21 protein-coding genes are annotated in these 24,997 nt (G+C 60.2%); 8 read left to right on the forward strand and 13 right to left on the reverse strand.

Annotated features, from left to right (window positions below; translation table 11 throughout):
* Positions 1 to 54: 54 nt before the first annotated feature.
* Together JAO77_RS19880 and JAO77_RS19885 are read right to left on the reverse strand one after the other, a co-directional pair.
* Complete coding sequence (locus tag JAO77_RS19880) at positions 55 to 2,610, reverse strand: TonB-dependent receptor plug domain-containing protein (RefSeq protein WP_198992194.1); 2,556 nt, start codon at positions 2,608 to 2,610, stop codon at positions 55 to 57.
* Between the two features lie 263 nt (positions 2,611 to 2,873).
* Complete coding sequence (locus JAO77_RS19885; protein WP_198992195.1) at positions 2,874 to 3,572, reverse strand: DsbA family oxidoreductase; 699 nt, start codon at positions 3,570 to 3,572, stop codon at positions 2,874 to 2,876.
* A 192-nt stretch (positions 3,573 to 3,764) separates the two neighbouring features.
* Here JAO77_RS19885 and JAO77_RS19890 point away from each other — a divergent pair, with 192 nt between their 5' ends.
* The 5 genes from JAO77_RS19890 to JAO77_RS19910 all read left to right on the forward strand — a co-directional run bounded on the left by JAO77_RS19890 (position 3,765) and on the right by JAO77_RS19910 (position 8,619).
* Positions 3,765 to 4,760 carry an aldo/keto reductase gene (locus tag JAO77_RS19890; RefSeq protein ID WP_198992196.1) on the forward strand — a complete coding sequence of 332 codons (996 nt, stop codon included), beginning with the start codon at positions 3,765 to 3,767 and terminating at the stop codon, positions 4,758 to 4,760.
* Positions 4,761 to 4,912: 152 nt separating this feature from the next.
* Complete coding sequence (gene proB, locus JAO77_RS19895) at positions 4,913 to 5,998, forward strand: glutamate 5-kinase (protein ID WP_198992197.1); 1,086 nt, start codon at positions 4,913 to 4,915, stop codon at positions 5,996 to 5,998.
* A gap of 119 nt (positions 5,999 to 6,117) precedes the next feature.
* Complete coding sequence (locus JAO77_RS19900; protein ID WP_198992198.1) at positions 6,118 to 7,371, forward strand: glutamate-5-semialdehyde dehydrogenase; 1,254 nt, start codon at positions 6,118 to 6,120, stop codon at positions 7,369 to 7,371.
* A 34-nt stretch (positions 7,372 to 7,405) separates the two neighbouring features.
* Positions 7,406 to 8,113, forward strand: coding sequence for a hypothetical protein (locus JAO77_RS19905; RefSeq protein WP_198992199.1), 708 nt, complete (start codon positions 7,406 to 7,408; stop codon positions 8,111 to 8,113).
* An 11-nt stretch (positions 8,114 to 8,124) separates the two neighbouring features.
* Positions 8,125 to 8,619 (forward strand): YdeI/OmpD-associated family protein, encoded by a 495-nt coding sequence (locus JAO77_RS19910; protein WP_198992200.1) that lies wholly within the window; start codon positions 8,125 to 8,127, stop codon positions 8,617 to 8,619.
* A gap of 141 nt (positions 8,620 to 8,760) precedes the next feature.
* On the opposite strand, the gene JAO77_RS19915 is transcribed toward JAO77_RS19910, so the two are convergent.
* Positions 8,761 to 9,219, reverse strand: coding sequence for a DUF2141 domain-containing protein (locus tag JAO77_RS19915; protein ID WP_198992201.1), 459 nt, complete (start codon positions 9,217 to 9,219; stop codon positions 8,761 to 8,763).
* A gap of 118 nt (positions 9,220 to 9,337) precedes the next feature.
* Here JAO77_RS19915 and JAO77_RS19920 point away from each other — a divergent pair, with 118 nt between their 5' ends.
* Complete coding sequence (locus JAO77_RS19920; RefSeq protein WP_198992202.1) at positions 9,338 to 11,044, forward strand: acetate--CoA ligase; 1,707 nt, start codon at positions 9,338 to 9,340, stop codon at positions 11,042 to 11,044.
* On the opposite strand, the gene JAO77_RS19925 is transcribed toward JAO77_RS19920, so the two are convergent.
* Both JAO77_RS19925 and JAO77_RS19930 read right to left on the reverse strand, forming a co-directional pair.
* Positions 11,045 to 11,842, reverse strand: a complete 798-nt coding sequence (locus JAO77_RS19925; protein ID WP_198992203.1) for an FkbM family methyltransferase — start codon at positions 11,840 to 11,842, stop codon at positions 11,045 to 11,047.
* 402 nt (positions 11,843 to 12,244) lie between these two features.
* A complete protein-coding gene (locus tag JAO77_RS19930) occupies positions 12,245 to 12,847 on the reverse strand; it encodes a DUF4136 domain-containing protein (RefSeq protein ID WP_198992204.1) in 603 nt (200 codons plus the stop codon).
* Positions 12,848 to 12,996: 149 nt separating this feature from the next.
* On the opposite strand from JAO77_RS19930, the gene JAO77_RS19935 reads away from it, so the two are divergent.
* Entirely contained in the window at positions 12,997 to 14,325 is a 1,329-nt protein-coding gene (locus tag JAO77_RS19935) for an NAD(P)/FAD-dependent oxidoreductase (protein ID WP_198992205.1), read from the forward strand.
* A gap of 231 nt (positions 14,326 to 14,556) precedes the next feature.
* Complete coding sequence (locus JAO77_RS19940) at positions 14,557 to 15,402, forward strand: alpha/beta fold hydrolase (RefSeq protein WP_198992206.1); 846 nt, start codon at positions 14,557 to 14,559, stop codon at positions 15,400 to 15,402.
* A gap of 133 nt (positions 15,403 to 15,535) precedes the next feature.
* On the opposite strand, the gene JAO77_RS19945 is transcribed toward JAO77_RS19940, so the two are convergent.
* From JAO77_RS19945 to JAO77_RS19980, 8 genes are all read right to left on the reverse strand, one after another.
* Entirely contained in the window at positions 15,536 to 18,427 is a 2,892-nt protein-coding gene (locus JAO77_RS19945; RefSeq protein WP_198992207.1) for a TolB family protein, read from the reverse strand.
* 107 nt (positions 18,428 to 18,534) lie between these two features.
* Entirely contained in the window at positions 18,535 to 19,308 is a 774-nt protein-coding gene (locus tag JAO77_RS19950; protein ID WP_198992208.1) for a DUF2490 domain-containing protein, read from the reverse strand.
* Between the two features lie 8 nt (positions 19,309 to 19,316).
* Positions 19,317 to 19,700 carry a DMT family transporter gene (locus tag JAO77_RS19955; protein WP_198992209.1) on the reverse strand — a complete coding sequence of 128 codons (384 nt, stop codon included), beginning with the start codon at positions 19,698 to 19,700 and terminating at the stop codon, positions 19,317 to 19,319.
* A complete protein-coding gene (locus tag JAO77_RS19960) occupies positions 19,697 to 20,740 on the reverse strand; it encodes a sterol desaturase family protein (RefSeq protein ID WP_235998529.1) in 1,044 nt (347 codons plus the stop codon). The genes JAO77_RS19955 and JAO77_RS19960 overlap by 4 nt, the downstream gene beginning before the upstream one ends.
* A gap of 227 nt (positions 20,741 to 20,967) precedes the next feature.
* Positions 20,968 to 21,852: an N-acetylneuraminate synthase family protein gene (locus JAO77_RS19965; protein ID WP_198992210.1), complete on the reverse strand. Its 885-nt coding sequence runs from the start codon at positions 21,850 to 21,852 to the stop codon at positions 20,968 to 20,970.
* Positions 21,853 to 21,981: 129 nt separating this feature from the next.
* Positions 21,982 to 22,509, reverse strand: coding sequence for a KdsC family phosphatase (locus JAO77_RS19970; RefSeq protein ID WP_198992211.1), 528 nt, complete (start codon positions 22,507 to 22,509; stop codon positions 21,982 to 21,984).
* Between the two features lie 122 nt (positions 22,510 to 22,631).
* On the reverse strand, positions 22,632 to 23,438 hold the full coding sequence (locus tag JAO77_RS19975; RefSeq protein WP_198992422.1) for an SDR family oxidoreductase: 807 nt from the start codon (positions 23,436 to 23,438) through the stop codon (positions 22,632 to 22,634).
* A 204-nt stretch (positions 23,439 to 23,642) separates the two neighbouring features.
* Positions 23,643 to 24,944, reverse strand: coding sequence for an aminotransferase class III-fold pyridoxal phosphate-dependent enzyme (locus tag JAO77_RS19980; protein ID WP_198992212.1), 1,302 nt, complete (start codon positions 24,942 to 24,944; stop codon positions 23,643 to 23,645).
* Positions 24,945 to 24,997 lie beyond the last annotated feature (53 nt).

A 24,997-nucleotide genomic window follows, 5' to 3' on the forward strand; every position in this document is an offset into this window, starting at 1 on the left:
AAAGCCCTTCTCACCAGCTAGTGAGAAGGGCTTTTTGCTGAAGTAGCGTAGCGGCTACCGCTTGGGCGCCACGTAGATGGTGCCAGTGCCGCGGCCGGGCTCGCCAGTGAGGGTGAGGCCCTCGGCGGTGGCTTGGTAGTTGCCACTGCCATCGGCGGTGTAGAAGGTGAACTCGACTTCGCCCTTCGAGTCGGTTTGCAGGCTCGGGTTCCAGTAGATAGTGAGGCGGCGGGGGTCAGCTTCGGGGGCATTGAGCACGGGCGCGCCGTAGCGGGGGCGATAAAACTCGCGGGCCTCGTAGTAGCCCGGCAGCTTCACGGATATCAGCCCAGAATTTGTATTGGTGCCTGGCCCAGGGGGGGCTTTGTAGTTCTTATTGGCGCGCTTGGTGTACACGGCAATGGCCCCGCCGCTGGCCCCGAAGATGGCGGCCTCGTTGCCCTTGAACACCTCCACGGCTTCTACATCGGTCGAGTTGATGGTGTTTATCACATCAGCCTCCACGCGCTGGCCATCCAGAATAAACTGGGGCGTGCCCGAGTTGCGAATCTGCACACTCTGGTTGGGCGGGCTGCCGCTGATGGTGAGGCCCGCCACCCGGCCCTGCAGGAGCGAGAAAATGGGAATGCCCGACTGCGCCGCCGGCATATCGGCAAAGTTGATAACGGTGTTGGCCACCACACCCGGAATCAGGCGCCGGGTATCGTTGGCCGGAATCACGCTGCGCTCGCGCTGGCCGGTCACGGCCACGTCGGCCAGGCGCACGTTGCGCAGGCCATCGTCGGGCATGTTCTGGAGCTCGGTCACGCGCTGCTGGCGGCTGCGCTTGAGGTAGTCGGCCACGGCAGGCGTGGGGTTGGCGATGTTGGGCAGGCCCGGCAGGGGAATGCCTGTAGTGGGTGCCCCTAGGTCGGGGCGCACGGTCACGTTGGTGCCGCCGCTGGTGCGCCGCCCTTGCAGCGTCACCACGGCCGTGTCTTTGCCATCGAAGCCCACGAAGCTGAAACGGCCCTGCGCATCGGTAGTGCCGGTGAGAAACTGCCGCACCGGCTTGCTCTGGATAAACGTGAGCTGGCTGTTGGGAATGGGAGCGTGACCCATGCCCGTGACTACCCCGCGCAAGGCTAGCGCCTGCTCTATATCATACTGGGGCGCGGGGGTGGGGCCAGCCAGCAGGTCTTTCCACACAAAGCGCCGCCAGCCCTGGGTCAGCAGCAGGTCATCGAGGGCGCGGGTGGTTTCGGGCGTGGGGTTATTGAAGTAGTAGCCGGGCGCCTCTACGTAACCGGCCAGGTCAGAAGTCAGCAGCAGGTTGGAGGCGATGTTGTCGGCGGTGGGGTCGAGGGTAGCGGCGCCCTGCTCGGCCACGGCTACCGAAAAGCGGGTGGTAACGGGTTGGCCGCTGGCATCGGTCACCTGCGCCTTCATCAGCACCCGCTCATGGATGCCGTAGGCGGCCTTGTCGGCCGTGAGCGTGATGCGCAACGCGGCCGGGCCGTTTTGCACAAAGGCCAGGCGCTCAGCCTGGGGCTGGCTCTGAGCATTGAAAAGCGTGAAGTGCGCAATGCCGCTCGGGTATTTAGACTTGAGAACGTGCCAGCTCACGGGCTTGCCATCGGAGGAAAGCGGCCGCGGGGCCAGCCCGATGATGTAGCCGCGCACCTCCGTTAGCAGCAGTGCCGGGCCGGGCGGGGTGGCGCCCACGTAGCGCGCCTCTACATCAAAGGCATCGCCGCTGTCAACCACGTGCAGGGAGTAGCCGCTGGGCTGCACGGCTGGCAGCGGGTAGTCGCCCGTGGTGCCGTCGGCCAAGGTTACGCGGGCGTGGTAGCGCTGGCCGGCCGCGGGCGTAAAGCTCACGCGGCCCATGCCTAGGTGCTGGCTTTTGAAGGCCGCACCCACGGGCTTGTTTTGTGCATCGAGCACCTGCCCACTGATGCTAGCGCCGCGCCCGGTAGCCGCCTGCGCCTTAAACCCTACAACTGCTGGTAGCCCGGCTACTAGGTTGCCCCCTTCGGGGAAGAACTGCACATCGACCTTGCCAGCAACCGTCTTTTGGGCGGTGGCGGGCCGGGTGGCGGTAGCCGGGGCCGCGCCCCCGGCGGCTACATCTTTGGGGGCGGCGGGCCACACTTGCAGCTGGCGCTGGTAAAAGAAATTCGGGCCCTGGTTGCGCATCCAGTTGGTATAGGCACGCAGCAAGTAAGTGCCGGCCCGCAGGGTGTCATCGAGCTCGATGTCGCCGTTGGTGAGGCCGCCCGGTGCCACGCGCAGGGTGCGGCGCGCCACCAGCTGGCGCTGCGGCGAAAGCAGCTCCACGTACAATACTTTGCTCAGCGAGTCGGGCCGGTGGCGCAGCGCATCTACTAGGTAGGCATTAAACCAGATGGTCTCGCCGGTGCCGTACACCGGGCGGTCGAGGTGCAGGTACACCTTCTCGGGCCTAACGGTGGCGTAGAAATTGGCCACGCGCTCGGCCAGCACACGCACGGGGTTGTCGTCGGCGGGCAAGCGAAAGGCCGCCAGGCCACCTAGGGTCAGCAGCGGCGCCAGCCAGCGTACCGCCCGGGCAGCCCCGCGTTGTTTTTTAGTAGGGAAAAACCTCATCATAACCAAAAGCCAAAAAGCGAAGTCAAGTAGAAAACCCCGCCACCTAAAGCAAGCATACACGCACTCGCGTGGCGAAGCTATGAAGCAGAACCCGCTTGCCGGCACGGGCCGAACCGAAAGTGGCCCGCTGCGAATAGCAACGAGCCACGGAGGGTACCTAGGGTGCCGTAACTTAAATAAAGGTTGTCATGCAGTGCATTTTGCGCATCAAGCAGAGACGAAACATCTACTGAGCTTGTCCTAGCGCGCCTAGTGCCTAGGGCTTAGTCGCAGCCGTCGGGGCCGCAGGCGGGGCCATCGACCAGCACGGTGGGCTGAGCTTTGGGGTGGGCCTCGTCCCAGACCTTGGCCAGCACTTCAGCAAATACCTCGCTGGGCTGGGCGCCCGACACGGCATATTTATCGTCGAAGACGAAAAACGGCACGCCGCGCACGCCAATTTGCTGGGCTTCGTACTCGTCGCGGCGCACCTCGTTGGCGTAGGTGCCAGCCTCCAGAGCTTGGCGGGCAGCGTCGGCATCGAGGCCGATTTCGGCGGCCAGCTTCACCAGGTTGTCAATAGGATTGATGTCTTGGCCTTCGAGATAGTACGCGGCAAAAAGGCGCTCCTTCATGGCGCCTTGCTGGCCTTGGTGGTCAGCAAAATGGATGAGCTGATGCGCCAGGAACGTATTGGCCGGAATAGTCTTATCGAAGTCGTAGTTCAGACCCACTTCTTTGGCAATCAGCGTCATTTGGTCGCCCATGCGGCGGCCTTCGGCTTCCGACACGCCTTTCTTCTTGGCCAGCGAGGCGTGGATGCTTTCGCCGGGCACGGGCACAAAGTCGGGCGTGAGCTGGAAGCTTTTCCACTCCACCTGCACGTCGACTTGGTGCGCAAACTGATCTAGGGCATTCTCAAACTTGCGCTTGCCCACATAGCAGAAGGGGCACACCACGTCGGACCAGATTTCAACTTTCATAAGGGTAGGAGCTGGGGAAATAATCGAAAAAACACGAAGCCGCGGGGGCGGCGAAATGTTTGCTTTTCACCTGCCTTAACACGCCACCACGGCTCAGCGTTCGCCGCCGCTGCGCTAGGCCATGCCGTAACCTTCGGCCCGGCCAGCCGGTAAGCCTAGGTAGCAATTTCCTTTCAAGAACCTACGTAACTCATGGAATATCAGAAATTAGGCTCGTCCGACGTTAGTGTCTCGCGCATCACCTTTGGCAGCTGGGCAGCCGGCGGCTGGATGTGGGGCGGCACCGAGCAAAACGACGCCGTGGGCGCCATTCACGCCGCTTACGACCTGGGTGTGACCAGCATCGACACGGCGCCCATCTACGGCATGGGCCTGAGCGAGCAGATAGTAGGCGAGGCCATCAAGAGCCTGCCCCGCGACAAGGTGCAGGTGCTCACCAAGTTTGGCATGCGCTGGGACGATAGCAAAGGTGACTTTGCCATGAAAACCAAGAACAACGACGGCCAGGACGTGGACGTGTACAAGTACGCCAGCCGCGATAGCATCATCAAGGAGTGTGAGGACAGTCTCAAGCGCCTAGGTACTGATTATATCGACCTCTACCAGCAGCACTGGCCCGACGTGACCACGCCCATCGCCGAAACCATGGAGGCCTTGCAGCGCCTCATCGAGCAGGGCAAGGTGCGCGCCGCAGGCGTCAGCAACTACTCGGTGGCCCAAATGGAGGAAGCCGAGAAAACCATCAAGCTGGCCAGCAACCAAGTGCCGTATAGCATGCTGCGCCGCGATATCGAGAAAGACGTGGTGCCCTACACGCAGCAGCACGACCTAGGCATCTTGGTGTACAGCCCCTTGCAGCTGGGCTTGCTCACTGGCAAGATGAAGCCTGGCCAGCACTTTGACGCTAGCGACCTGCGCAGCACCAACCGCTTGTTCAAGCCCGAGGCCGTAACGGCCGTGAATGACTTTCTGAACAAGCTACGCCCGATGGCCGAGAGCAAAAATGCCACCCTAGGGCAACTCGTGCTACGCTGGACGCTGGCGCAACCCGGTATCACGGTGGCGCTGGTGGGCGCCCGCAACCCCGAGCAAGCCACCCAAAACGCTAAGGCAATGGACGTGCAGCTAAGCTTCGAGGAGGTTGATTTCATCAATAAGCAACTGGCAAGCTTACAGTTGCCGGGCTAAACCGATGGCCTTTCTAAAACGGCTGTCATGCTGAGCTTGCGAAGCATCTTCTCACGTTGGAACAAACCTTTCTAGCGTGAGAAGATGCTTCGCAAGCTCAGCATGACAGCCGTTTTAGGTGTTTGGCGAGGAGGGGCTTCTATTTTTGTCCCATGCCCCTGCCCTACCGCCGCCTCGTTGTCAAAATTGGCTCCAACGTCCTCACCCAGCCCAACGGCCTGCCCGATGAGGACCGCATGGCCCAGCTGGTAAACCAGATAGTAGGCCTCAAAAACCAAGGCTGCGAGGTCATCTTGGTGTCGTCGGGGGCCGTGGCAGCGGGGCGCAGCCTCATTACGCTGCCGCCTAAGGCCGATGCCGTGCGCAGTCGCCAGCTGCTGGCCGCCGTGGGCCAGGTAAAGCTGCTGAGCCTGTACGCCGCGCTGCTAGCGCCGCACGGCTTGTTGGGCGCGCAAGTGCTCGTGACCAAGGAGGACTTCCGCGACCGCCAGCACTATCAGAACATGCAGAACTGCTTTCAAGAGCTGCTGCAGCAAAATGTTATTCCGATTGTAAATGAGAACGATGTGATTTCGGTCACGGAGCTCATGTTCACCGACAACGACGAGCTGGCAGGCTTGGTAGCCAGTATGCTCAATGCCGACGCGCTGCTCATTTTGAGCAACGTAGATGGTATTTTCGATGGCGACCCGTCGCGGCCCGAGGCCAAGGTTATTCGGCACATTGCCCCGGCCGACACGGGCTTTGCTGAGTTTGTGACGGCCACTCGCTCGCAGTTTGGGCGCGGCGGTATGCTCACCAAGTGCTCCATTGCCCACAAGGTGGCGCGCCTAGGTATCAGCGTGCACATCGCCAATGGCAAGACGCCCGACATCCTGCCCGGCATCCTGGCTGAGACAGCCATTAGCACGTGGTTTCAGCCCAGCAAGCGCGCCTCGGGCACCAAGAAGTGGCTTGCCCACGCCCAAACCGCTCAGGCCACAGTGCATATAAACGCCGGCGCCCGCGCTGCCCTGCTGGCCACTGGTCAGGCCACCAGCCTACTGCCGGTGGGCGTGGTGCGCATCGAGGGCGAATTTCAGAAGGGCGACCTCGTGCGGCTAGTTGATACAGAGAACCAAGCCCTAGGCTTCGGCCTGGCCGAATACAGTGCCGATAAGGCCCGCGAGCGCCTGGGCCAGCATGGCCAGCGCCCGCTGGTGCACTACGACTACCTGTTTCTGACGGCAGAAGGCTAGAGAGGAACTTGGCAGTCGGTTTAGACCCACTGAGCAAGTGTGTTGTCTGGTAAGCCGATAGTAGGCACGGGGTTAAGCTGATAGCGCCGTTCTTTGTGAGGCAGTTGCTTCGTTGCCCCATGACCGACTTTTCCGCCTTCTTCAGTGCCACTCAGCAGGCCAGCCGCACCCTGGCCGCCGTGGCCCCCGCTACCATCGACGCCCTACTGCGCGACCTAGCCGACGCTACGGTGGCGCATACGGACTTTCTATTGGCTGAAAACGCCAAGGACCTGGCCCGCATGCCCGCCACCGACCCGCGCTACGACCGCCTGCGTCTCACGCCCGAGCGCCTGCAAAGCATAGCCCAAGACCTGCGCAACGTGGCCGCTCTAGCCTCGCCCCTAGGTGCCACCCTCAGCGAGCAAACGCTACCCAACGGCTTGCAGCTAAGCAAGGTGCGCGTGCCGCTTGGCGTGGTGGGTATTATCTACGAGGCGCGGCCCAACGTGACGTTTGACAGCTTGGCGCTGTGCCTCAAGACTGGCAACGCCTGCCTGCTCAAGGGCGGCTCGGATGCTGCTGATTCCAATGCGGCGCTGCTGGCAGTGGCCGGCCCCGTACTCACGCAGCACGGGGTGCCGCTGGCTGCCGTGACTTTGCTGCCGCCCGAGCGCGCCGCCACCGAGGCCTTGCTTACGGCGGTGGGCTACGTCGATGTGGTTATCCCGCGGGGCAGCCAGGGGTTAATTGACTTCGTGCGCAAAAACGCGCGGGTGCCGGTTATCGAAACTGGGGCGGGCGTGGTACACACCTATTTCGACGAAACCGGCGACCTAGAAAAGGGCCGCGCCATCGTGGCCAACGCCAAAACCCGCCGCGTGAGCGTGTGCAACTCGCTCGACTGCCTACTCCTTAACGAACACCGCCTGGCTGACCTACCAGCTCTGCTAGCCCCGCTGGTCGAGGCGCAGGTGCAGGTGTTTGCCGATGCGCCGGCCCACGCCGCGCTGGCCGGCGCTTACCCTGCCGAATTGCTGGCCGAGGCCACCGAGGCCCACTTTGGCACTGAGTTTCTGGATTATAAGCTAGCCGTGAAAACGGTACCAAACCTAGGCGCGGCGCTCGACCACATTGCCCGCCACGGCTCGCGCCACAGCGAGGCCATTGTGAGCGAAGATGAGACGCACATTGACCAGTTTTTGCGGCTCGTCGATGCCGCCGCCGTGTACGCCAACGCTTCCACGGCCTTCACCGACGGGGCGCAATTCGGCCTAGGGGCCGAAATTGGTATTAGTACCCAGAAGCTGCACGCCCGCGGCCCCATGGGCCTAACCGAGCTGACGAGCTACAAGTGGCTGTTGCGCGGCACGGGGCAGGTGCGGCAGAGTTAAGTAACCTAGGGAAACGATTCAGGCTCATTCACCTATGAAACTGCTACTGTACCTGCTGCTTAGTTTGGCCGCGCTGCCGGCCCTGGCCCAGCGCCCCCTCGACCGGCGCCTACAGCACGAGCTGGACAGCATTCGGGGGCAGGACCAGCGCTACCGCAAGCTCATGGCGCGGTTTCGCAAGGGCAAGGCCGACTCGCTGGCTACCGCCCTAGGGGTACCTAAAGCGCAGGTAAGCAGCTACGTGCTGGCTGCCATGCACCGCACCGATAGCACCAACCTGCGCCGCGTAGAGGAAATAATCTGGCGCTACGGCTACCCCGGCAAAAGCTTAGTGGGCAGCCCCACCAACGAAGCAGCGTGGGCCGTGCTGCAACACTCAGATAAGATTCCGCAGTACCTGATTTGGGTGCAGGGCGCCGCCGAGGCAGGCGAAATTCCCTACCCGCTCTACGCCCAAATGCTCGACCGCAAGCTCATGGATGACGGCCAGGAACAAGTGTACGGCACCCAAACCACCGGCTACACCGTGCTCGACCACACCACCGGCCGGCAGCACACCATCGCCTTCGTGTGGCCCATCCAGGACCTAGCGCGCGTAGATAAGCGCCGGCGCCAGGCTGGCTTTACTACCACGCTGGCCCAGAGCGCCGCGGCCAAGGGCTTTCCGGCCCAGCCGGCTACCCTAGAGTACGCTTTGTGGCTCCAGCAAGAAGCCGCACAACTAGCCGCTCAGCTACGTTAATTAGCAGCAGTATGCGTACTGATACCCCGCCCTCTGCCACCTTCCGAGCTGTGCTCGAAGCCGGTGGCCCTAGCTTCATGCCTACGCAGATACTTGTGGTGCCCGAGGCGGCGTGGCTGGCCGTGGGCGGCAAGGCCACCAAGCGGGTAGTAGCAACCCTCAACGGCCACGCCGAGCGCCTGGGGTTGCTACCGCTGGAAGGGGGCGGGCGGCACCTCATGCTGCGCAAAGACTTGTGCCAGCACCTAGGCCTCACAATTGGGCAGGAAGTAGATGTGTGCTTGACACCCGACCCGAACCCCGAGCACGTGGACCTGCCCGACGAGCTAGCCGAAGCCCTAGGTGCCTGGCCCGAGGCCGAAGCCGCTTTTGCGCGGCAAACTGGCGCTATGCGCCGGGCCATGGCCCGCAAGGTGGCCGACGCCAAGCGCCCCGAAACCCGCGCCCGCTACGCCGTGGAGCTGGCTGAGCGCCTGGCCCGCGGCAGCCACCCGTTTCGGGCCTGATGCTAAGCAGCTTGCTTTACGCAACAAAACGTCTGTCATGCTGAGCCCCACGAAGCACCTCTACCGCACTGTTGGAGGAAGCAGTAGAGATGCTTCGCGGGGCTCAGCATGACAGACGTTTTGTTGACCCGAAATCGAGGCCTAGAAGTCGTTCCAATCGTTGATGGTCACGACCTGGCCGGGCCCGGCCACCGTGAACTTGCACTCCTCAAACTTAGGCGCGGCCAGGCGAGGCTTCACGTTGTTGGAGAAGGCAAAGGGCTCGGTAGGAATGCCTAGGAAGTTTTTGTCGAGCTTGTCGTTATTGTTCAGGTCCTGCGACACGGCCACGGCCCACTCGCCGGGCGCCAGCGCCACTGGTATCGAGAGCGTGCTCTTGCCATCGGGCCGCACCACCATCCGAATAGCCATTTGCCCCGACTTCAAAAACTTGTCGGGCGCGTTGTAGAAATTCAGCTTCACCACGGAGCTGGTCGAGGCCAGGGCCGACACTACTACCGTCACGGTTTCGGTGGCGGGCACAGTCGACGGGGCTAATGGCGCAGCCGACCCCAGCGCGAGGCCGCCTACTAGCAGCGAAACAAGCGGTAATGCGTTCATGGCGGGTAATTTAACAAGGCTAGAAGTTTCGTACTAACTTCCGGCCGGTTGCAATTCGTTCCGCCCACCGGGCCGGCTGCGCCCTCGCACTTCCTCTTCCACCCACGCCCTAGGTTTTATGCAAGCTTATTTTCGGCGCTTCCAGCAAGTAGCGGAGGCCGGCACCTACCACGAGCTAAGCACCTTACCGGTGCCCAAACCGGAGTTTTTTAACTGGACGGCCGACATACTGGAAGGCCTGCACGTGGCCACGCAGCCCGACAAAACGGCCCTCGTACTGGCCGATGACACTGGCCACCAAGAAATAAGCTACGCCGAGCTGGCCGCCCGCGCCAACCGCCTACTCAACTTCTGGCGCCAGGCAGGCGTGCGCCCTCAAGAGGTGGTGTTGCTGATGGTGCCCGTGTGCGCCGAGCTGTGGGATACCTACGTGGCCGGCATCAAGGGCGGGCAGGTGCTGATTCCGGCCGCCAGCATCCTTACCGTAAAGGACCTCGAATACCGTTTTGGCCGCTTGCTGCCCGCCGTAGTGGTGGCTGACCTCGACAACGCCGCCAAAATCGACGCCGCCGAGCAGGCCCTAGGTCAGACTATTCGCCTCAAAATGCTGGTGGGCGGGCCCAACGTGCAGCGCCCCGGCTGGGTCGGCTTTGCGGGTACTACCGGGCTGCCCAGCCATGCCGAAGCCCACGCTACCCACGCCGACGACCCACTGTTTCTGTTTTTCACTTCGGGCACCACGGGCTTGCCCAAGGTCGTGACGCACACGCACTTTTCGTACCCGGTGGGCCACCTCAGCACTGCCGCTTGGATAGGGTTGCGGCCCACCGACCGGCACTGCAATATTTCGCAGTCGGGCTGGGCTAAGTTTGCCTGGAGCAGCTTTTTCGCGCCCCTCAGCGTGGGCGCTACGCTGGTGGTGTACCAGGGCGGCGGGCGCTTTGCGGCCGGGCCGTTGCTAGCCACGCTAGCGCGGGAGCAGGTAAGTACGTTTTGCGCGCCGCCCACGGTGCTGCGCCTGCTGGTGCTGGAGGACCTAGGGGCTTATAAGTTCAGTTTTCGGCAGTGCGTGAGCGCGGGCGAACCACTGAACCCCGAAGTGATAGAGGCGTGGCAGCGTGGCACGGGCCAGCTCATTCGCGATGGATACGGGCAGTCGGAGAGCACGGCTATGGTTTACAACCTGCCCGGCGCCTCGGTGCGCCTAGGTAGCATGGGCCACCCCTCTTTTATGTACGATGTGGTGATAGCCGACGACGAGGGCCACCGGTTGTCCGACCTAGCCGAAGGCCACATTGCCGTGCGCACCGACACAGGCCGGCCCAACGGCTTGTTTACGGGCTACTTCGGCGAGCCCGAGCGGGCGGCCAGCGTGTTTCGGCACGGCCTCTACTACACCGGCGACAAGGCCTACCGCGACCCCGACGGCTACCTCTGGTTTGTGGGCCGCGACGACGACGTGATAAAATCGAGCGACTACCGCATCGGCCCCTTCGAGGTCGAGAGCGTACTCGTCGAGCACCCCGCCGTGGTAGAAGCTGCTGTAGTAGGCTCGCCCCACGCCATCAAAGGGCACGAAATCAAAGCCTTCGTTATTCTGCGCCCAGGACTAGCGCCATCGGCCGAGTTGGCGCACGAGCTGTTTACCTACAGCCGCGCGCACCTTTCGCCTTACAAAATGCCCCGCATTCTGGAGTTTGTGCCCGAGCTACCCAAAACCATCAGCGGCAAGATTCGGCGCGTAGAACTGCGGGCGCAGGAGGCCCAGCAGCGGCGTGGTGCCACGGGCCCAAGTGAGTTTTTCTACGACAAAGAGCGTGGCTAGCTAGTAGCGGCTACCTATTTCCTCTAGAATATCTTCTCTAATGAATGTTCGCTTATAAAAGCCAAGCGAATGCACCAGCTTATATCCCGCATTGAGCAACTGCTGCGATGATTTTTCGATGTTGCGGATTGCCAAGAGCCGCGCCAACCCTCCTCGATGGTGAAACTCATCAAACTCCACCAAGATAATTTTTACGTCTATCCTATTCGCCAGTACGTCTTCAATAACCGTGTACTCAGAGCCCTCAATCTCCAGTTTTAACAAGTCGAGTTGCTGATGTCCTAGCTCGCGCATGATGTTGACGAGCGTATCCACGGGAGCCTCTATATACGCTTCGGTCTTCTGCAGATTAGTAATGGAGTGCCCAGCGTAGTTATCCCGGGCCGGCACGTAAAACTTAACTATCTTTTTCTCATTCCACACCCCAGTTGCACAGTACGTTACGGCAGCAAGCGCTTCGGAGCTTATGGTGTACGCGTAGCCGGTTTTATTACTATCGGCATAGTACTTCTTGCCCGCTTTTGCACTCTTTACCAAATCAGTAAAATGAGCCAAGGCATAGGGCATGGGGTCAAACACAAATACCCGCGCGTTGAATCTGGATGCTAATTCTGTGTCCAGCGAAACGTCCGTGCCGGCGCCAACGCAATAGCACACGGAAGCGCTGGTTAGGTAACTAGCCGGAACGTGATAGCCGTGATTAACCGAGCCGAGATAAATCAAATCCTTGAAAGGCCGCACGTGCCGCTGTGCTCTGCTGGCTAAAGCTGACTTAATTATTGCTTTTAATGGGTTCATTAGTACCTATTCACTATCACAGCTAATTACAAAAGGCCCTAGGTGGTATTCTGCCAGCAAACAAGGGCAATGTGTTTTGCCTGCGTTGGCTATCTCATGGGAAGTTTGCTACCTGAGATAATACATACTACTTCAAAATACTATTATATAGAGCAGCTTATATCAGATTCAAAATTAAGAATAAAATGCTTTATGTTAATACTTTATATCAAAAATAGTGTCGAGTATAGTTTACTAGTAGTGATTACTACGCCAGCAATGACTTTGCTTCGCTAGGGCAGCTTTAGCAGCCCAGCTTACTTACCGATTGCCCTGACCTACAAGTAGCGAGTTGCAAGGCAATAAAAAAGGCCCGCAATAGTAATTGCGGGCCTTTTTTATTGCCTTAAACTGGCAGGTAGCTTAGCTCTTCTTTTCGGCTACCGGAAATTTTTCGAGGATATCCTTGGCGTTTTTGCTGAATTCGCTACCTAGGCGGCCAGCATCATCAACCGGGTCGGCCACCGAGCCGCGCCACACCAAGTTGTTGGTGCGGGCGTCGATGAAGTCAATCACCAGCGTGCCTTCGCGATACTGCTCGGTACGGGGCTGGCTATAGTAGGCAGGCGTGTACCAGTAGCCGTAGTTGATGGGCAAAAACCGGCCGCGGTAGCCTACCGAATAGGGGTAAGCGTAGCCCGGGCCGCCGTAGTTGTCGTACACCGTGCGCTCGGCCTTCTCCACAAAGGTGTGGGTCGACACCAAGAAGTCGGGGTTGGTTTCTACCTGCCGCAGGCCGCGCTTGGCGAGTTCGCTGGCAATGGCCTGCTTGATACGGTCTTGGGTAATGGAGCTGCGCAGCAGCGGATTTTGGTCGCCATCGGTTTTTACTTCCGTGTCGGCAAAGTCGAAGGTGCGGTAACGGCTGAAGTTAACGTTAGCACGCTGCTCCACGTTAACCCTCGGGGCGCAGGCTGAAAGGCCGGTCAGCAGGGCCAGCCCGACGGCCAAAAGAATGTTTTTCATAACTGTAGTGAGAATTTTTAGTACTTAGCTTACTCCATTCGCTTGCAGCGGGTTGCCAGAGGTTAGCCCAGAAAGTACGGCTACCTTCTGTTTCTGTTCGCCTACGGCCGCGCTGCCGGCTCGCCCTACGTCTACGCTTTTTTATTTTTATGGAAGGACTTACGAAGATTGAAGACCTCGGCATGCCGCGCGTAGTGATAGTGGGCGGCGGTTTTGGCGGCCTCGAGCTAGCTAAGTCGCTGGCCAATGCGCCGGTGCAGGTAGTGCTTATCGACAAGCAGAACTACCACGGTTTCTGGCCGCTGCTGTACCAAGTAGCCACCGCGGGGCTCAATCCCGACAGCATTGTGTCGCCGTTTCGTAAAATATTAGGTGAGCAGCAGAATTTCTATTTCCGCCTGGCCGAAGTCACGTCCATCGACGCTACGTCTCAGGTAGTTGAGACTTCCATCGGGCTGCTGCGCTACGACTACCTGGTGCTGGCCACCGGCACCACCAGCAACTTCTTCGGCGACGAGCAGATGGCCCAGCACGCCATTGCCCTCAAAAACGTGACCGACGCCATTGAGCTACGCAATACGCTGCTGTCGCACTTTGAGCAGGCCCTGCAAATCGGCGACCAGGAGCAGCTCAACAGCATGCTCGACTTTGTGATAGTGGGCGGCGGCCCCACCGGCGTGGAGATGGCGGGCGCCCTGGCCGAGCTACGGGCCCACGTGTTCCCACGCGACTACCGCGAGCTCGACCTCAAGCAGATGGACATCTACGTGGTGCAGAGCGGGCCGGTGCTGCTCAAGGGCATGTCGGCCGAGGTGTCGGAGAAGGCCCGGCAGTATTTGCAGGACCTAGGCGTGGAAGTGCTGCTCGAAGAGCGCGTGAAATCGTACGATGGCTACACGGTTACGCTCAGCTCGGGGAAGCAGCTCATCACGCGCACGCTCATTTGGGCGGCGGGCGTCACGGGTGCCCCCATTAAGGGCCTGGCACCCGACGTCCTGCTCAAGTCGAACCGCTACAAGGTCAACGAAGTCAACCGTGTGGCGGGCTACGATACCGTGTTTGCCATCGGCGACATTGCCCAGATGGCCACCGAGCAGTACCCCGACGGCCACCCGCAGGTGGCGCAGCCGGCCATTCAGCAGGGCCGCCACCTCGGCGAAAACATCATGCGGGCGGTATCGGGCCTGCCCATGCTGCCCTTCGACTACTACGACAAAGGCACGATGGCCACCGTGGGCCGCCACCGCGCCCTAGCCGATGTCAAGCTCTTTGGTAAGCAATACCACCTCACCGGCTGGATAGGCTGGCTGGCCTGGAGCTTTGTGCACGTGCTGGCACTGGTAAGCTTCCGTAACCGCTTTGCCGTGTTCCTGACCTGGGCCTGGAACTACTTCACCCAAGACAAGGGCATGCGCTACATCATTGGCAAAGTGAAGGCTCCCCTAGAAGAGCGTGAGGTCGATAAGGCCATTGTATAGGCCGCAGCAAGCTACTTTTCCTATCTCCTTATTTCAATGCCCAGCCTTCCCGCTGGGCATTCTTTTTACTTGAGTGTTAACTTTACCTTATCCTATATTTTTATACTCGTAATCAATAAGTTACTCAGCACTTAACGACTTTATATTTCCCAATAATTCCTTGTTTTAATACTGCAGTTAAATCCCCTGCACACTTCTTTTCCTTTTAAGAATACCCACCCCTTTTATTCAATGGCTACGCTTACTACTTCTACGCCTGCTACACCGGCCCTGCGCCGCAGCAATGTCACTATTACCGGGCAGGCCAGCCCAGCGCCAGCCATCGTGTTTTTGCACGGCCTAGGCTCGGACCAAACCAGCTGGCGCCGGCTAGCTCCCGCTTTTGAGGACCGCTACCAAGTACTGCTGCTCGACCTGGTGGGAGCTGGCAGCTCGGACCTAGCCACCTACGACTACGCTAAGTATGGCTCGCTCCACGCCCACGCCGACGACCTGTTGGCCGTGCTGCACGAGCTTGATTTGCACAACGTTATTTTCGTTGGCCACTCCATCAGTTCCATGATTGGGGTGCTGGCGGCTATAAAGGAGCCCAAGCGGTTTGAGCGGCTGGTGCTGCTGGCGCCCTCGCCACGCTTCGTCAATGCGGAAGGCTACAAGGGCGGCTTCGAGCAAAAAGATATTCAGGAGCTGCTAGCCGCCATGGAGGGCAACTACCACGGCTGGTCGCAGGGCATTGCCCCGATAATGGTGGGGGCCGAAAACCCCGAGCTGGTGCTAGAGCTGACCAATAGCTTCTTGCAAACGCAGCCGGCCATTGCGCAGCACTTTGCCCGGGTCACGTTCTTCAGCGACCACCGCGTCGACCTGCCTTTCCTCACCACCTCTACCCTGATACTGCAGTGCGCACACGACGTCATTGCGCCGCTGGCCGTAGGCAACTACATCAACGAGGCGCTGGCCGACAGCCAGTTGGTGGTCATTGATACGCCCGGCCACAGCGCGCACCTCTCCGCCCCCGAAGAGACGCGGCAGGCAATCGAGAAGTTTTTGCAAGTAGCCCCGGTCTTTGGCAATTAATAATGAGCAGTGAACAATGAGTAATGAGCAAGGGCAATCAAGGCCTAAAATTGCTCATTGCTCATTGCTCATTGCTCATTGCTCATTGCTCATTGCTCATTGCTCATTGCTCATTGCTCATTGCTCATTGCAGCTAGAGCCGCACGCTGAAAGCCAGCGGCTGCACCACCACGCGCCCTAGGTAACTGCTGTAAGCCACCCGCACGCCCGCCTCGATGGGCGTGCGCAGATGGAAAACGTTGAACAACGCTAGCACATCGACACCGACATTACGAAAATCCTGGACGTACACCTGCGCGGGTGTTTGGTTTGTGGCGGGTAGGCGGAGGTTGCCCTCGGCTATATCAAGGAAAGCCGTAGCACGGAAGCGCTGCACGTAGAGCACCCGCCCAAAGGTGAGGTGCGTGAAAGCCAGCGGCAGGCTATAGTCGAGGCTACCCACCGCGAGGTTGTCGAAGCTGATGTAGCTGGTTTCGGCCCTAGGGTACGAAATGGCGGCCGTGAAATTGTATTGGTCTTGCTGCTGATACTGGTAGCCACCACGCAACCGCACGCTGTGGTGCCGAGCCAAGCCGGGCAAATAAACACCTGCCTGCACACCTACCTGGCTAGCTTGTAGATTAGTGGCAAAAGGCGTGGTGCGGTAGGTGGCCAGCAGCGTAGCGCCGCCGCGCGGGGCCACGTCGCGGGTGCTCTGTTTGAGCTGGCTGGCGTAGGATAGGTTGGTTTGCAGCGCGTGCAGCGGCAGGTTGGGGCCCGTTTCGCTACGGCGGCGCACGGGCAAGTCGTAGCCATATACCTGCTCGTTGAGGTAATAGGCCCCTAGGGTCAGACTTTGCAGGTACTTCGAGCGCGTGAGTACTAGCGGCAGGCGGGCACCGGCCAGCACCCGCGCCACCCGCCACTGGTCGCGCAAAAGTTGACCTCTGCTATTCAGGATACTAGCATCGCGCCCGCCGTAGCTGCCTTCCACGTCAAAAACGGGACCTAGGCCCTGGTAGCTGAGCGCGCCGGTGGCGGCAAAGGTGCGCTCGGTCTGGTCGTAGGTGAGGCCCGCAAAGGCCTGCGTCGTACTCAGAAAGTCTTGCGAGCGCACGCCTACGCTCACGCTATTGCCGGCTGGGCTTTGCACCACGCCGTAGCTAAAAATGCGAAACGCATGCGCCAGAGGCCGGTAGCGCCGCACCCCGTAGCGCGGCCCCGCCGAATCGGGTGAGGCCAGTAGCTGGCTTATTTGCTTGGCGGCAGGCTCGCCCGCGGCGAGGCGCTCGGCGTAAGGGTCAGCTGGGGCACTGGGGCGAGCGGAGGTGGGTAGCAGCGTCCAGGTAGCCGGGTCTAGCGGCATCTCCACAATGCGCGCGCCCGTGGCTCGGTAGTCGTGAAAGGCTACCTGGCGGCCATCAGGAGCAACGGCTGCCTGATAAGCGCCATAGGGTCGATTAGTTACTTGAAACGTCTGGCCTGATGCGACTTGCACAGCGTAGATATTATCTACACCCGACTGCGGCGAATTGTATAGCACGTAGTCGCCCCAAGGCTGTGGGGTGGTCAGGTTCACGTTGGCCACCGGCAGTAGGTTAGTCGCGGCACCAGTGGCCACATCAAGGGCCTGCAAGGTTTTACCTCCCGCACTGAGGGTCACGGCTACCACGCGGCCATCGGGCAGCCAGCGCGGCTGCTGGTAGAAGTCGTTGCGCGGGTTGGGCAGCGTGTGCAGCACTTGGCCCGTCGAAGCATCTAGCACTACTAGCGTGTGGTGGTAGCTAGCATCGGTGCGCACGGCCACCAGGCGGGTGCCATCGGGCGAGAGGGCAGCGGCCGCGTAGCGCGTGCCCATGGCCAAGCGGCGCACCTGGCCGGTACCTAGGTCCAGTATTTTCAGTTCCGAGTACACACGCTGCCCCCAGCGTGGCTGCTGCCGAAACTCGGGCCACACCACTTTGTTGCCCCCCACCGACAGCATCTCCGGGATGTTAATCTGGCCGAGCGTAAACACGCGTTTCTCTTGCCCGTGCCGACCTAGGAGCACTAGCTTGGCAATGTCGCCGAGACCACTTTTCAGGGCCAGCACCGTACTGTCATTGACATACTGCGGGTACTGGTACTGCGTGAAGATGCGCGTGCCCGCCTGGCCCGCCAGCTCGCGCACCGGCGTAGGCGCGGGCCGCACCGCCTGCTCGGCCCGCCAGGTCGAGTCTAGCTCGCGCATGGTGCGGGCATACAGGTCTTCTACGCGCAGGCCGGTGGTGCGCCGCAGGCTGTTTGAGAAAGAGAACGGGTAAAACGGAAACCGGTAGTATTTATCGAGCACATGGCCCCATACTGTGGGGCCGTAGTGTGCCTTGGCATAGGAGGTGAGGTAGTAGCCTAGCACGTACCAATCGGGCACCAGGTCACGAAACGAGCCGTTCACCGCCTTCTGGTATGAGTACTGCCGCCCACTCAGCAAGTTGGCCCGCAACCCCAGCCCGAAATACGGAATGCGTCCGCGCCCGCTGCGCGTGAGAGCCGTTTCGCTGCCCACGGCGTCGCCCTCAAAGAACCACTGCGGCACGCCCACCGCCGCCACGCCCAGGCCGCCCTCGCCCAGCAGCGGCACCAGCACCTTGCCAAAACCCTGGCGCGCCTTGTCGAACTGATTTACGTGCCGAAATTCGTGCACTACCAGCCCGTCGAGCCAGTCTACGGTACCTAGGGTTTGCCCCTGCTCGGGGGTCGTGAAAAACTCAGCGTGGCGCGGCAAGAAGGTCACGAAGCCGTTGCTCACCGTGGTCTGGTTTTGTAGCACCACTGCAATGGGCGGCGCGCTCACGCCCAGCGTAGCGCCGTTGGGCGCGTGCACGGCCTCTAGCCGCTGGGCCGTGCGCTGGGCGGCTGTATCGAGCCCCGCCGGGTACAGCACCCGGAAGTGCGGCGTGCGCACCTCCTGCCAGCGCAGGGCGGGCGGGTTTTGGGAGATGATGGGCAGGCTTTGGGCAAAAGCCTTGGTAGCAAGCAGTAGGAGGGCGGGAAGCAGACGGCGCATAGGCAAGCAAGTTACTACGCGCCATGAGCTTCGGCCTACGGCCGACAATCGACTGGTAGATAGCTTTATTACAACACTACTTCGCGCTTGCGCACCGGGCTAGGCGCTTAGTCAGTGGCCCGCTGCGCGGCCGGCCGCAGGTCGGGCGTGAAGTACAAGCTCAGCTGCCCGGTGTGATTGCGCTCAAACACCACACCGTCGTCGTGCTGCACAATCTGGTTGAGGTAGCTGACCTCGACCGCCAGCGCGTCGGTGAATTGAAAGCCTAGGCCGCCATACAGGCGGTTTTGGTTGAAGATATTGGCCTGCACGTTCTTCCCATAGCTCATAAACAGCTCGTCCGACGCCAGCGCATACAGCGTTCCGGGTTCAAGTTCGGGCCGGTTCAGCGCCAGCTTCAGCTGCGCCCGGTAGCGCGAGCGGTTCTCAAACAGGTATCGGTCCTCGCCTTCCATCCGCAGCCAGCGCTGGTCCTGAATGAAGCGGTGCGTGAGGCTGAGCCGGCCAAACTGCTGCCCCAGCGATACGAGCTGGTAGATGCGTCGCTCGAAGGTGCGGCCCGGGTCAGGGTAGTCGCCATAGGGTAATGATAGCAAATACGTCCCACCTAGGGTCACTAGCACCCGCTGAGGCAGGTAGTAATTTACGCCCGCGCGGTAGAAGTACTGCATAGGGTCGCTTAGGCCATTGGTGCGGCGGTACTGAAACTCGGTGTGCACGCCCCAGCGCCCCGCCAAGCGCGCATCGCCAAAGTAGCCCAGCCACGCGTTGTGGTTAGTGTCCCAGATGCGGGGTGCCGGGCCAGCGGCTTGCGCATGGGCTTGCGCATGCACTGCCGAGCCCACCAGCAGGCCACCTAGGGCCAAATACCACTGCTTCATAGTGCCGCCTACGCCGAGCGCTTCAGCCCGATGATGCCAACCAGGATGCAGCCGATGTAGAACACGTGCGCCCACTGAAAGGCCTCTTTCAGCACCAGCGTGTCTACTATCTTGATGCCGACCAGGGCCATGCCCATCCAGATGGCGAAGGCCGTGGATGCAGGAATAACATTGAGCGCCTTGGAGAAGAAAATGACGTTGCCCACACCAAAAGCCACGTAGCAAATAGCCGGCAACAACGCTAGGATACCCGCCGTACCCGAGAAAAATTGCGACCAGTTAATAGCCTTAATATCCGCAATTTTAGTGTATTTGAGGCTGTAGTTCCAGCACACTTCCATCACGGAAGCCAGCACCAGGTACAGCCAGGCAGGGTTGAAGTTAAAGCTCAAGAGACGGAGGTAGCAACGGGGCGGGAAGAATCGGCAGTAGCGGCCACAACGGGCACAGTGGCTTCGGGGTTGCCGCCGGGGCGCGGGGCGGGCACCGTTTCGTGAGCCTCCTCGGGCACCTCCCAGCCTTGCAATACCTTGGTGGCAGGTAGCCGGGTGCCGAGCCAGCCCAACGCTCGCCAGCGCACACCGTGGTAGGCGCGGAAAAGAGCCGACTTTTCGGCCAAGGCTTTTTCATCGAAACGCACTACCGAAAAGGCGTGCTGGCTGAAGTAATCCTTCGGAAACGCGTAGGGCAGGCCCCAGCGCTGCGGCTTGCGGTCGGCGGGTAAGAAGGCGGTGCCAAACATCCAGTCCCAGAAGGCAAATTTGGTCGAGAAGTTGGCGTAGTACACCTCCTCGTGGTCGGCATGGTGCCAGAGGTGCATTTCAGGCCCGTTGATAACGTATTGCAGCTTACCCGATTTCACGTCGATGTTGGCGTGTATGTACATTCCCCACACCGCGTCAATCAGCGCTTTGATAGGTACCACTATCGGGTTGGCACCTAGGAGCACGATGGGCGCAAATTCGATGGTTTGGTTAATGATAATCTCGACGATGTGCGAGCGCGAGCCGGCCAGCCAGTCCACATGCTTGCCCGAGTGGTGCGCCTCGTGGGTGCGCCAGAAGAAGGCGCTGTTGTGCTGGAAACGATGAAACCAGTAGATGTAGAAGTCGTGGGTAATCACGAAAAACGCTACCTGCGCCACAATTGGCCAGTTGCTCACCACGTGAAACCGCGCCCCAAAATGCGCCGCCAGCGGCGCAATGATGAAGCCAAAAATCAGGATTTGCAGAAAGTAGCTCTGCACCAGCGTGTACCAAAACAAGTCTACAAACAGCCCCTCGCGGAAGAACGGCAGCCCCTTGCGGTACGGAAACTTGCGCTCGAGCACCAGCAGCACCACTACCGCCAGCAGCAGGATGGGCGTGGTAATCATGGTGGTGCGCCCCACCGCGTCGAGGCTTTGGTAAAACTTGCTTATCGGCTCCAGCATAGCGTATGCGATAACGTAGTAACTCTGCCCCTAACTGCCTGCGGCAGGCGAATGTTCGCCTAAATGCAAAAGGAACAGGATTTATACCTGATAAAAATACACAACGCCTGTCATGCTGAGCTGGCGAAGCATCTTCTCACGTTGGGATTATGGACCTTAGCGTGATAAGATGCTTCGCCAGCTCAGCATGACAGGCGTTGTGGTAGCACTGCGGTTAAGGCGCTTACCTAGGCGGCCGTTACCTCGCGGCGCAGGCGACGCAGGGGCTCTTTCTCGCTTTCGTATACCACTTTCACGCCGTCGCCGAGGCCGGCTTCGGTGTCGCGGATGTCGCGCACGAGCTTGGCCATGCCGCCGGGCTCTACGCTAGCAGCGTGGTCCGAGCCCCACATGGCGCGGTCGAGGGTGAAGTGGCGCTCTACGAAAGTGGCACCTAGGGCCACCGCCGTTACGGTGGTGCTCAGGCCGGTTTCGTGGCCCGAGTAGCCGATAGGCGTGCCGGGAAATTGGGCTTGCAGGGTCTGCACCATGCGCAGGTTCAGCTCGGCCGGTGGGCAGGGGTAGGCCGAGGTCGAGTGCGCAATCATCAGGTTGTCGAGGCCCACGTAGGCCACGGCGTCCGTGATTTCTTGCTGGGTGCTCATGCCGGTGCTCAGCATGAGCGGGCGGCCGGTGGCGCGCACGCGGTCGAGCAGGGGCTTGTCGGTTAGTGAGGCCGAGGCCATTTTGTAAAGCACGGGCTGGAATTGCTCCATGAAGTCTACCGACGGCTCATCCCAGCACGAGGCAAACCAGTCGATGCCGCGGGCCTTACAGTAGTCGTCGATAGCGGTGTATTCTTCGAGACCAAACTCCGTTTTACGCTTGTAGTCGATGTAGCTCATGCGGCCCCAGGGGGTATCACGCATTTTTTCCCACTGGTCCTTGGGCACGCACAGCTCGGGGGTGCGCTTCTGAAATTTCACCGCGTCGCAGCCAGCAGTTACCGCTGCGTCGATGAGCTGCTTGGCAATGTCGAGCGAGCCGTTGTGGTTAATGCCAATCTCGGCAATGATGTAGCACGGTTGGCCGGGGCCAATGGCACGGTTCTTCTTAATTTGAACGACAGACATAAAAAGGTGGGGAGCAAAAAAGGTGGGGTGGTACTGAACAGGAAAGCAACCTAACAGCGCAAAGGTCTGGTGGTTTTGAGCATCTATCCCGCGCTGACGAAGTTGCCTAGGTTTTATTTTAACGCGTAGCTATTCGGAGCCGCGGTCGGGCAGCGGCGCCCCACCTTGGCAGCTGATAATGAGCTCGGCCAGCTCACGAAATGCGCCCTGCCCACCAAAGGCCTGGCAGCGATAGTCGGCTGCCTCGCGGGCAAAAATGGTGGCGTCGCCGGGGCAGGCGGCCAGCCCCACCAGGCCCAGAATGGCCACGTCGTTGGTATCGTCGCCAATGAACGCCACTTGCTCGGCCGTGAGACCTAGGCGATTCAGAATCTCGGCCAGCAGCGGCGCCTTGTCCTTAATGCCTAAGTGCAGCTCCGTGATTTTGAGCTTTTCGGCGCGCTTGCTCACCGAGGGCGAGCGCTCGCCGGTTACGATGCCGGTTTCCACGCCCACGGCGCGCAGGCGCTCCACGCCCATGCCATCGCGGATGTTGAAGCGCTTGAGCACTTCGCCGCTTTCGCCGTAGTAAACGCCGCCGTCGGTGAGCACCCCATCGCAGTCGGTAAGAACGAGCTTGATGCGGCGGGCTTTAGCTACTAAGTCAGCGTGCTTCATAAAAGATTTTTGTGGGAATAATGGACTAAATTACTACCCAGTAGCGGTAGCGCCGTTGTGCGGACTCTGTAGCCCACGTGCGTAGGCGTGCAGCCCAAGCACAGACTACAAAGCCCGCGCAACTAGATAGCCGTCCAGCCGCCGTCTACCACGAGGTTGGCGCCCGTCATGTAGGCCGACGCGTCAGAGGCTAGGAATACTACTGCGCCTTGGTAGTCAGTAGGCGCGGCCATACGACCTAGGGGCGTTTTGGCGCTGTACTGCTTCACAAAGAAGGTATCCTGGCTGTTTTCGACGCCACCCGGCGAGAGGGTATTTACGCGCACGCCCTTGGTACCCCAATAGGCCGCCAAGTAGCGCGTAAAGTTCACCACCGCGCCTTTGCTTACTGGGTAAGAGGGTGATTTATAAAATGTTTGCTCGCCCGCCTCGTTGCGGTAGATGTTCTGGTCGGGCCCCACGATACCGTAGGTGCTGGCCACGTTGATGATGGAGCCACTCCCCTGCTCGGCCATGGGCGTACCGAATACCTGCGCCGCCAGAAAAATGCCCGTCACGTTCACGTCCAGCACCTGCCGGAAGGTGGCGAGTGGGAAATTCTCAAACTTGCTGAGGTCGGCCGCCATCGCCGGGTTCTCAAACATGTCGTTGATAGCCGCATTGTTCACCAGCACATCAATGTGGCCAAAATGCGTAATAATTTCATCACGCGCTGCGGCCAGCGACTCAGGCGAGGTCACGTCCACGGCCAGCGGCAAGTGAATGCTACCGGGCAGCCCAGCGGCCACCTCGCGGGCTTTCTCGATGTGCAAGTCAGCCACCACTACGTTGGCGCCGGCCAGGGCCAGTGCCTCGCAGTGCTTTTGGCCGATGAGGCCGCACGCGCCGGTTACGATGGCGGTTTTGTTGGTTAGGTCGAAGAAATTCATGGTTGGCTCGCCGCTCGTAAACCTCACACCCAGCCCCCTCTCCCCAGGAGAGGGGGGAACTAGCTTCTAGTTTTAGTCTCTAGAAACCAACTATAGGTGAGTAGCTTACTAAGGGACTATCAAATAACTAAGGCTAAAACTAGAAGCTAGTTCCCCCCTCTCCTGGGGAGAGGGGGCTAGGGATGAGGTTTACGCTTAGGCGAACTACTTCGCCTTCGCCGGCGCCGCGTTCGTCACCTTGCGGAACACGGCTTCTACCGGCTCGCCTTCGAGGCGGCTGGCTACATCGCCTTTCTCGATGGCGTCTTTCAGCAGCGGCAGCACGGCGCGGTAGGCGTCTAGGGTCTTGGCCACGTCTTCGTCGGTGTGCGAGAAGCTCATGTTGTGGAAGCCGCCCCACAGAATGCCCTGCTTGAACAGTTCCTGCTGCACGAAGGCTTTCACCTCCAGCGGGTTGCCGGCGCTAGCATCGAAGGTGATGATGCTGCGGCAGTCGTAGCCGTAGCACTTGGTGTAGCTGCTTAGGCCTAGGTCAGCGGCGATTTGGTTGTAGCCTTCCTTCAGCTTGTTGCCCTGGCTGGCCAGGAACGCGGGCACGTTTTTCTCGCGCATCTCGCTGATGGTAGCGATAGTAGCCGCCAAGCTCAGCGCCTCACCGCCGAAGGTGGTGAAGAAGAATACGTCTTGCTCAAACAGCTGGAGCACGTCCTTGCGGCCCGTGAGCAGTGCGATGGGCATGCCGTTGGCACAAGCTTTCGAGTACACCGCTAGGTCAGGCGTGATGCCGAAGTACTCCTGCGCGCCGCCGATGGCAATGCGGAAGCCGGTCCACATCTCGTCAAAAATGAGCAGCGTGCCGTTCTCTTTGCAGAGGCGGGCTACTTCGTGCAGGAAGTTGTCCTTAGGTGCGTCGAAAATGAACGGCTCTAGGATAACGCAGGCTACGTCTTCAGTCAGCAACTCCTTGAACGAGTCGAGGTTGTTGTACTCGAACGCGCTTACTAGGTCCTTGCTTTCCTGCGGAATGCCTTTGTCGCGGCTCGTGGTGCCAATGTACCAATCGTGCCAGCCGTGGTAGCCGCAGCACAGCACGTGGGGGCGGCCCGTAAAGGCACGACTCACGCGCACCGCCGCCGAGCACACATCGGCGCCGGTTTTGGAGATGCGGATACTCTCAGCGTTAGGGATAATCTCGTGAATCAGCTCGGCTACCTCTACTTCCAGCTCGTGCATCATCGAGAACGTGATGCCGTCTTCGAGCTGCGCCTTGATGGCTTCATCAACCCTAGGGTAGGCGTAGCCCAGGCTCAGGGGACCAATACCCATTTGGTAGTCAATGTATTCGTTGCCATCGACGTCCCACACGTGCGCACCTTTGCCGCGCTTCACGTACTTGGGCGACGCGCCTTTAGTATACTGGCCCGGGCCCTTAGCTAGGGTCTGGGTGACGGGCGTCATAATTTTCTGCGCCCGGGCGTAGAGGTCGTCAGATTTAGGGAAATTCATAAGATTAGCAGGTCAGCTAGAACGTTAAGAAACAACAACGTCTGTCATGCTGA

Source organism: Hymenobacter sp. BT559 (assembly GCF_016427535.1).
Lineage (GTDB): Bacteria > Bacteroidota > Bacteroidia > Cytophagales > Hymenobacteraceae > Hymenobacter.

Excerpts from the sequence above, each read along its gene's own strand:
- JAO77_RS19880 (WP_198992194.1), bottom strand. The coding sequence starts at position 2,610 with ATGATGAGGTTTTTCCCTACTAAAAAACAACGCGGGGCTGCCCGGGCG.
- JAO77_RS19885 (WP_198992195.1), bottom strand. The coding sequence starts at position 3,572 with ATGAAAGTTGAAATCTGGTCCGACGTGGTGTGCCCCTTCTGCTATGTG.
- JAO77_RS19890 (WP_198992196.1), top strand. The coding sequence starts at position 3,765 with ATGGAATATCAGAAATTAGGCTCGTCCGACGTTAGTGTCTCGCGCATC.
- proB (WP_198992197.1), top strand. The coding sequence starts at position 4,913 with ATGCCCCTGCCCTACCGCCGCCTCGTTGTCAAAATTGGCTCCAACGTC.
- JAO77_RS19900 (WP_198992198.1), top strand. The coding sequence starts at position 6,118 with ATGACCGACTTTTCCGCCTTCTTCAGTGCCACTCAGCAGGCCAGCCGC.
- JAO77_RS19905 (WP_198992199.1), top strand. The coding sequence starts at position 7,406 with ATGAAACTGCTACTGTACCTGCTGCTTAGTTTGGCCGCGCTGCCGGCC.
- JAO77_RS19910 (WP_198992200.1), top strand. The coding sequence starts at position 8,125 with ATGCGTACTGATACCCCGCCCTCTGCCACCTTCCGAGCTGTGCTCGAA.
- JAO77_RS19915 (WP_198992201.1), bottom strand. The coding sequence starts at position 9,219 with ATGAACGCATTACCGCTTGTTTCGCTGCTAGTAGGCGGCCTCGCGCTG.
- JAO77_RS19920 (WP_198992202.1), top strand. The coding sequence starts at position 9,338 with ATGCAAGCTTATTTTCGGCGCTTCCAGCAAGTAGCGGAGGCCGGCACC.
- JAO77_RS19925 (WP_198992203.1), bottom strand. The coding sequence starts at position 11,842 with ATGAACCCATTAAAAGCAATAATTAAGTCAGCTTTAGCCAGCAGAGCA.
- JAO77_RS19930 (WP_198992204.1), bottom strand. The coding sequence starts at position 12,847 with ATGAAAAACATTCTTTTGGCCGTCGGGCTGGCCCTGCTGACCGGCCTT.
- JAO77_RS19935 (WP_198992205.1), top strand. The coding sequence starts at position 12,997 with ATGGAAGGACTTACGAAGATTGAAGACCTCGGCATGCCGCGCGTAGTG.
- JAO77_RS19940 (WP_198992206.1), top strand. The coding sequence starts at position 14,557 with ATGGCTACGCTTACTACTTCTACGCCTGCTACACCGGCCCTGCGCCGC.
- JAO77_RS19945 (WP_198992207.1), bottom strand. The coding sequence starts at position 18,427 with ATGCGCCGTCTGCTTCCCGCCCTCCTACTGCTTGCTACCAAGGCTTTT.
- JAO77_RS19950 (WP_198992208.1), bottom strand. The coding sequence starts at position 19,308 with ATGAAGCAGTGGTATTTGGCCCTAGGTGGCCTGCTGGTGGGCTCGGCA.
- JAO77_RS19960 (WP_235998529.1), bottom strand. The coding sequence starts at position 20,740 with ATGCTGGAGCCGATAAGCAAGTTTTACCAAAGCCTCGACGCGGTGGGG.
- JAO77_RS19965 (WP_198992210.1), bottom strand. The coding sequence starts at position 21,852 with ATGTCTGTCGTTCAAATTAAGAAGAACCGTGCCATTGGCCCCGGCCAA.
- JAO77_RS19970 (WP_198992211.1), bottom strand. The coding sequence starts at position 22,509 with ATGAAGCACGCTGACTTAGTAGCTAAAGCCCGCCGCATCAAGCTCGTT.
- JAO77_RS19975 (WP_198992422.1), bottom strand. The coding sequence starts at position 23,438 with ATGAATTTCTTCGACCTAACCAACAAAACCGCCATCGTAACCGGCGCG.
- JAO77_RS19980 (WP_198992212.1), bottom strand. The coding sequence starts at position 24,944 with ATGAATTTCCCTAAATCTGACGACCTCTACGCCCGGGCGCAGAAAATT.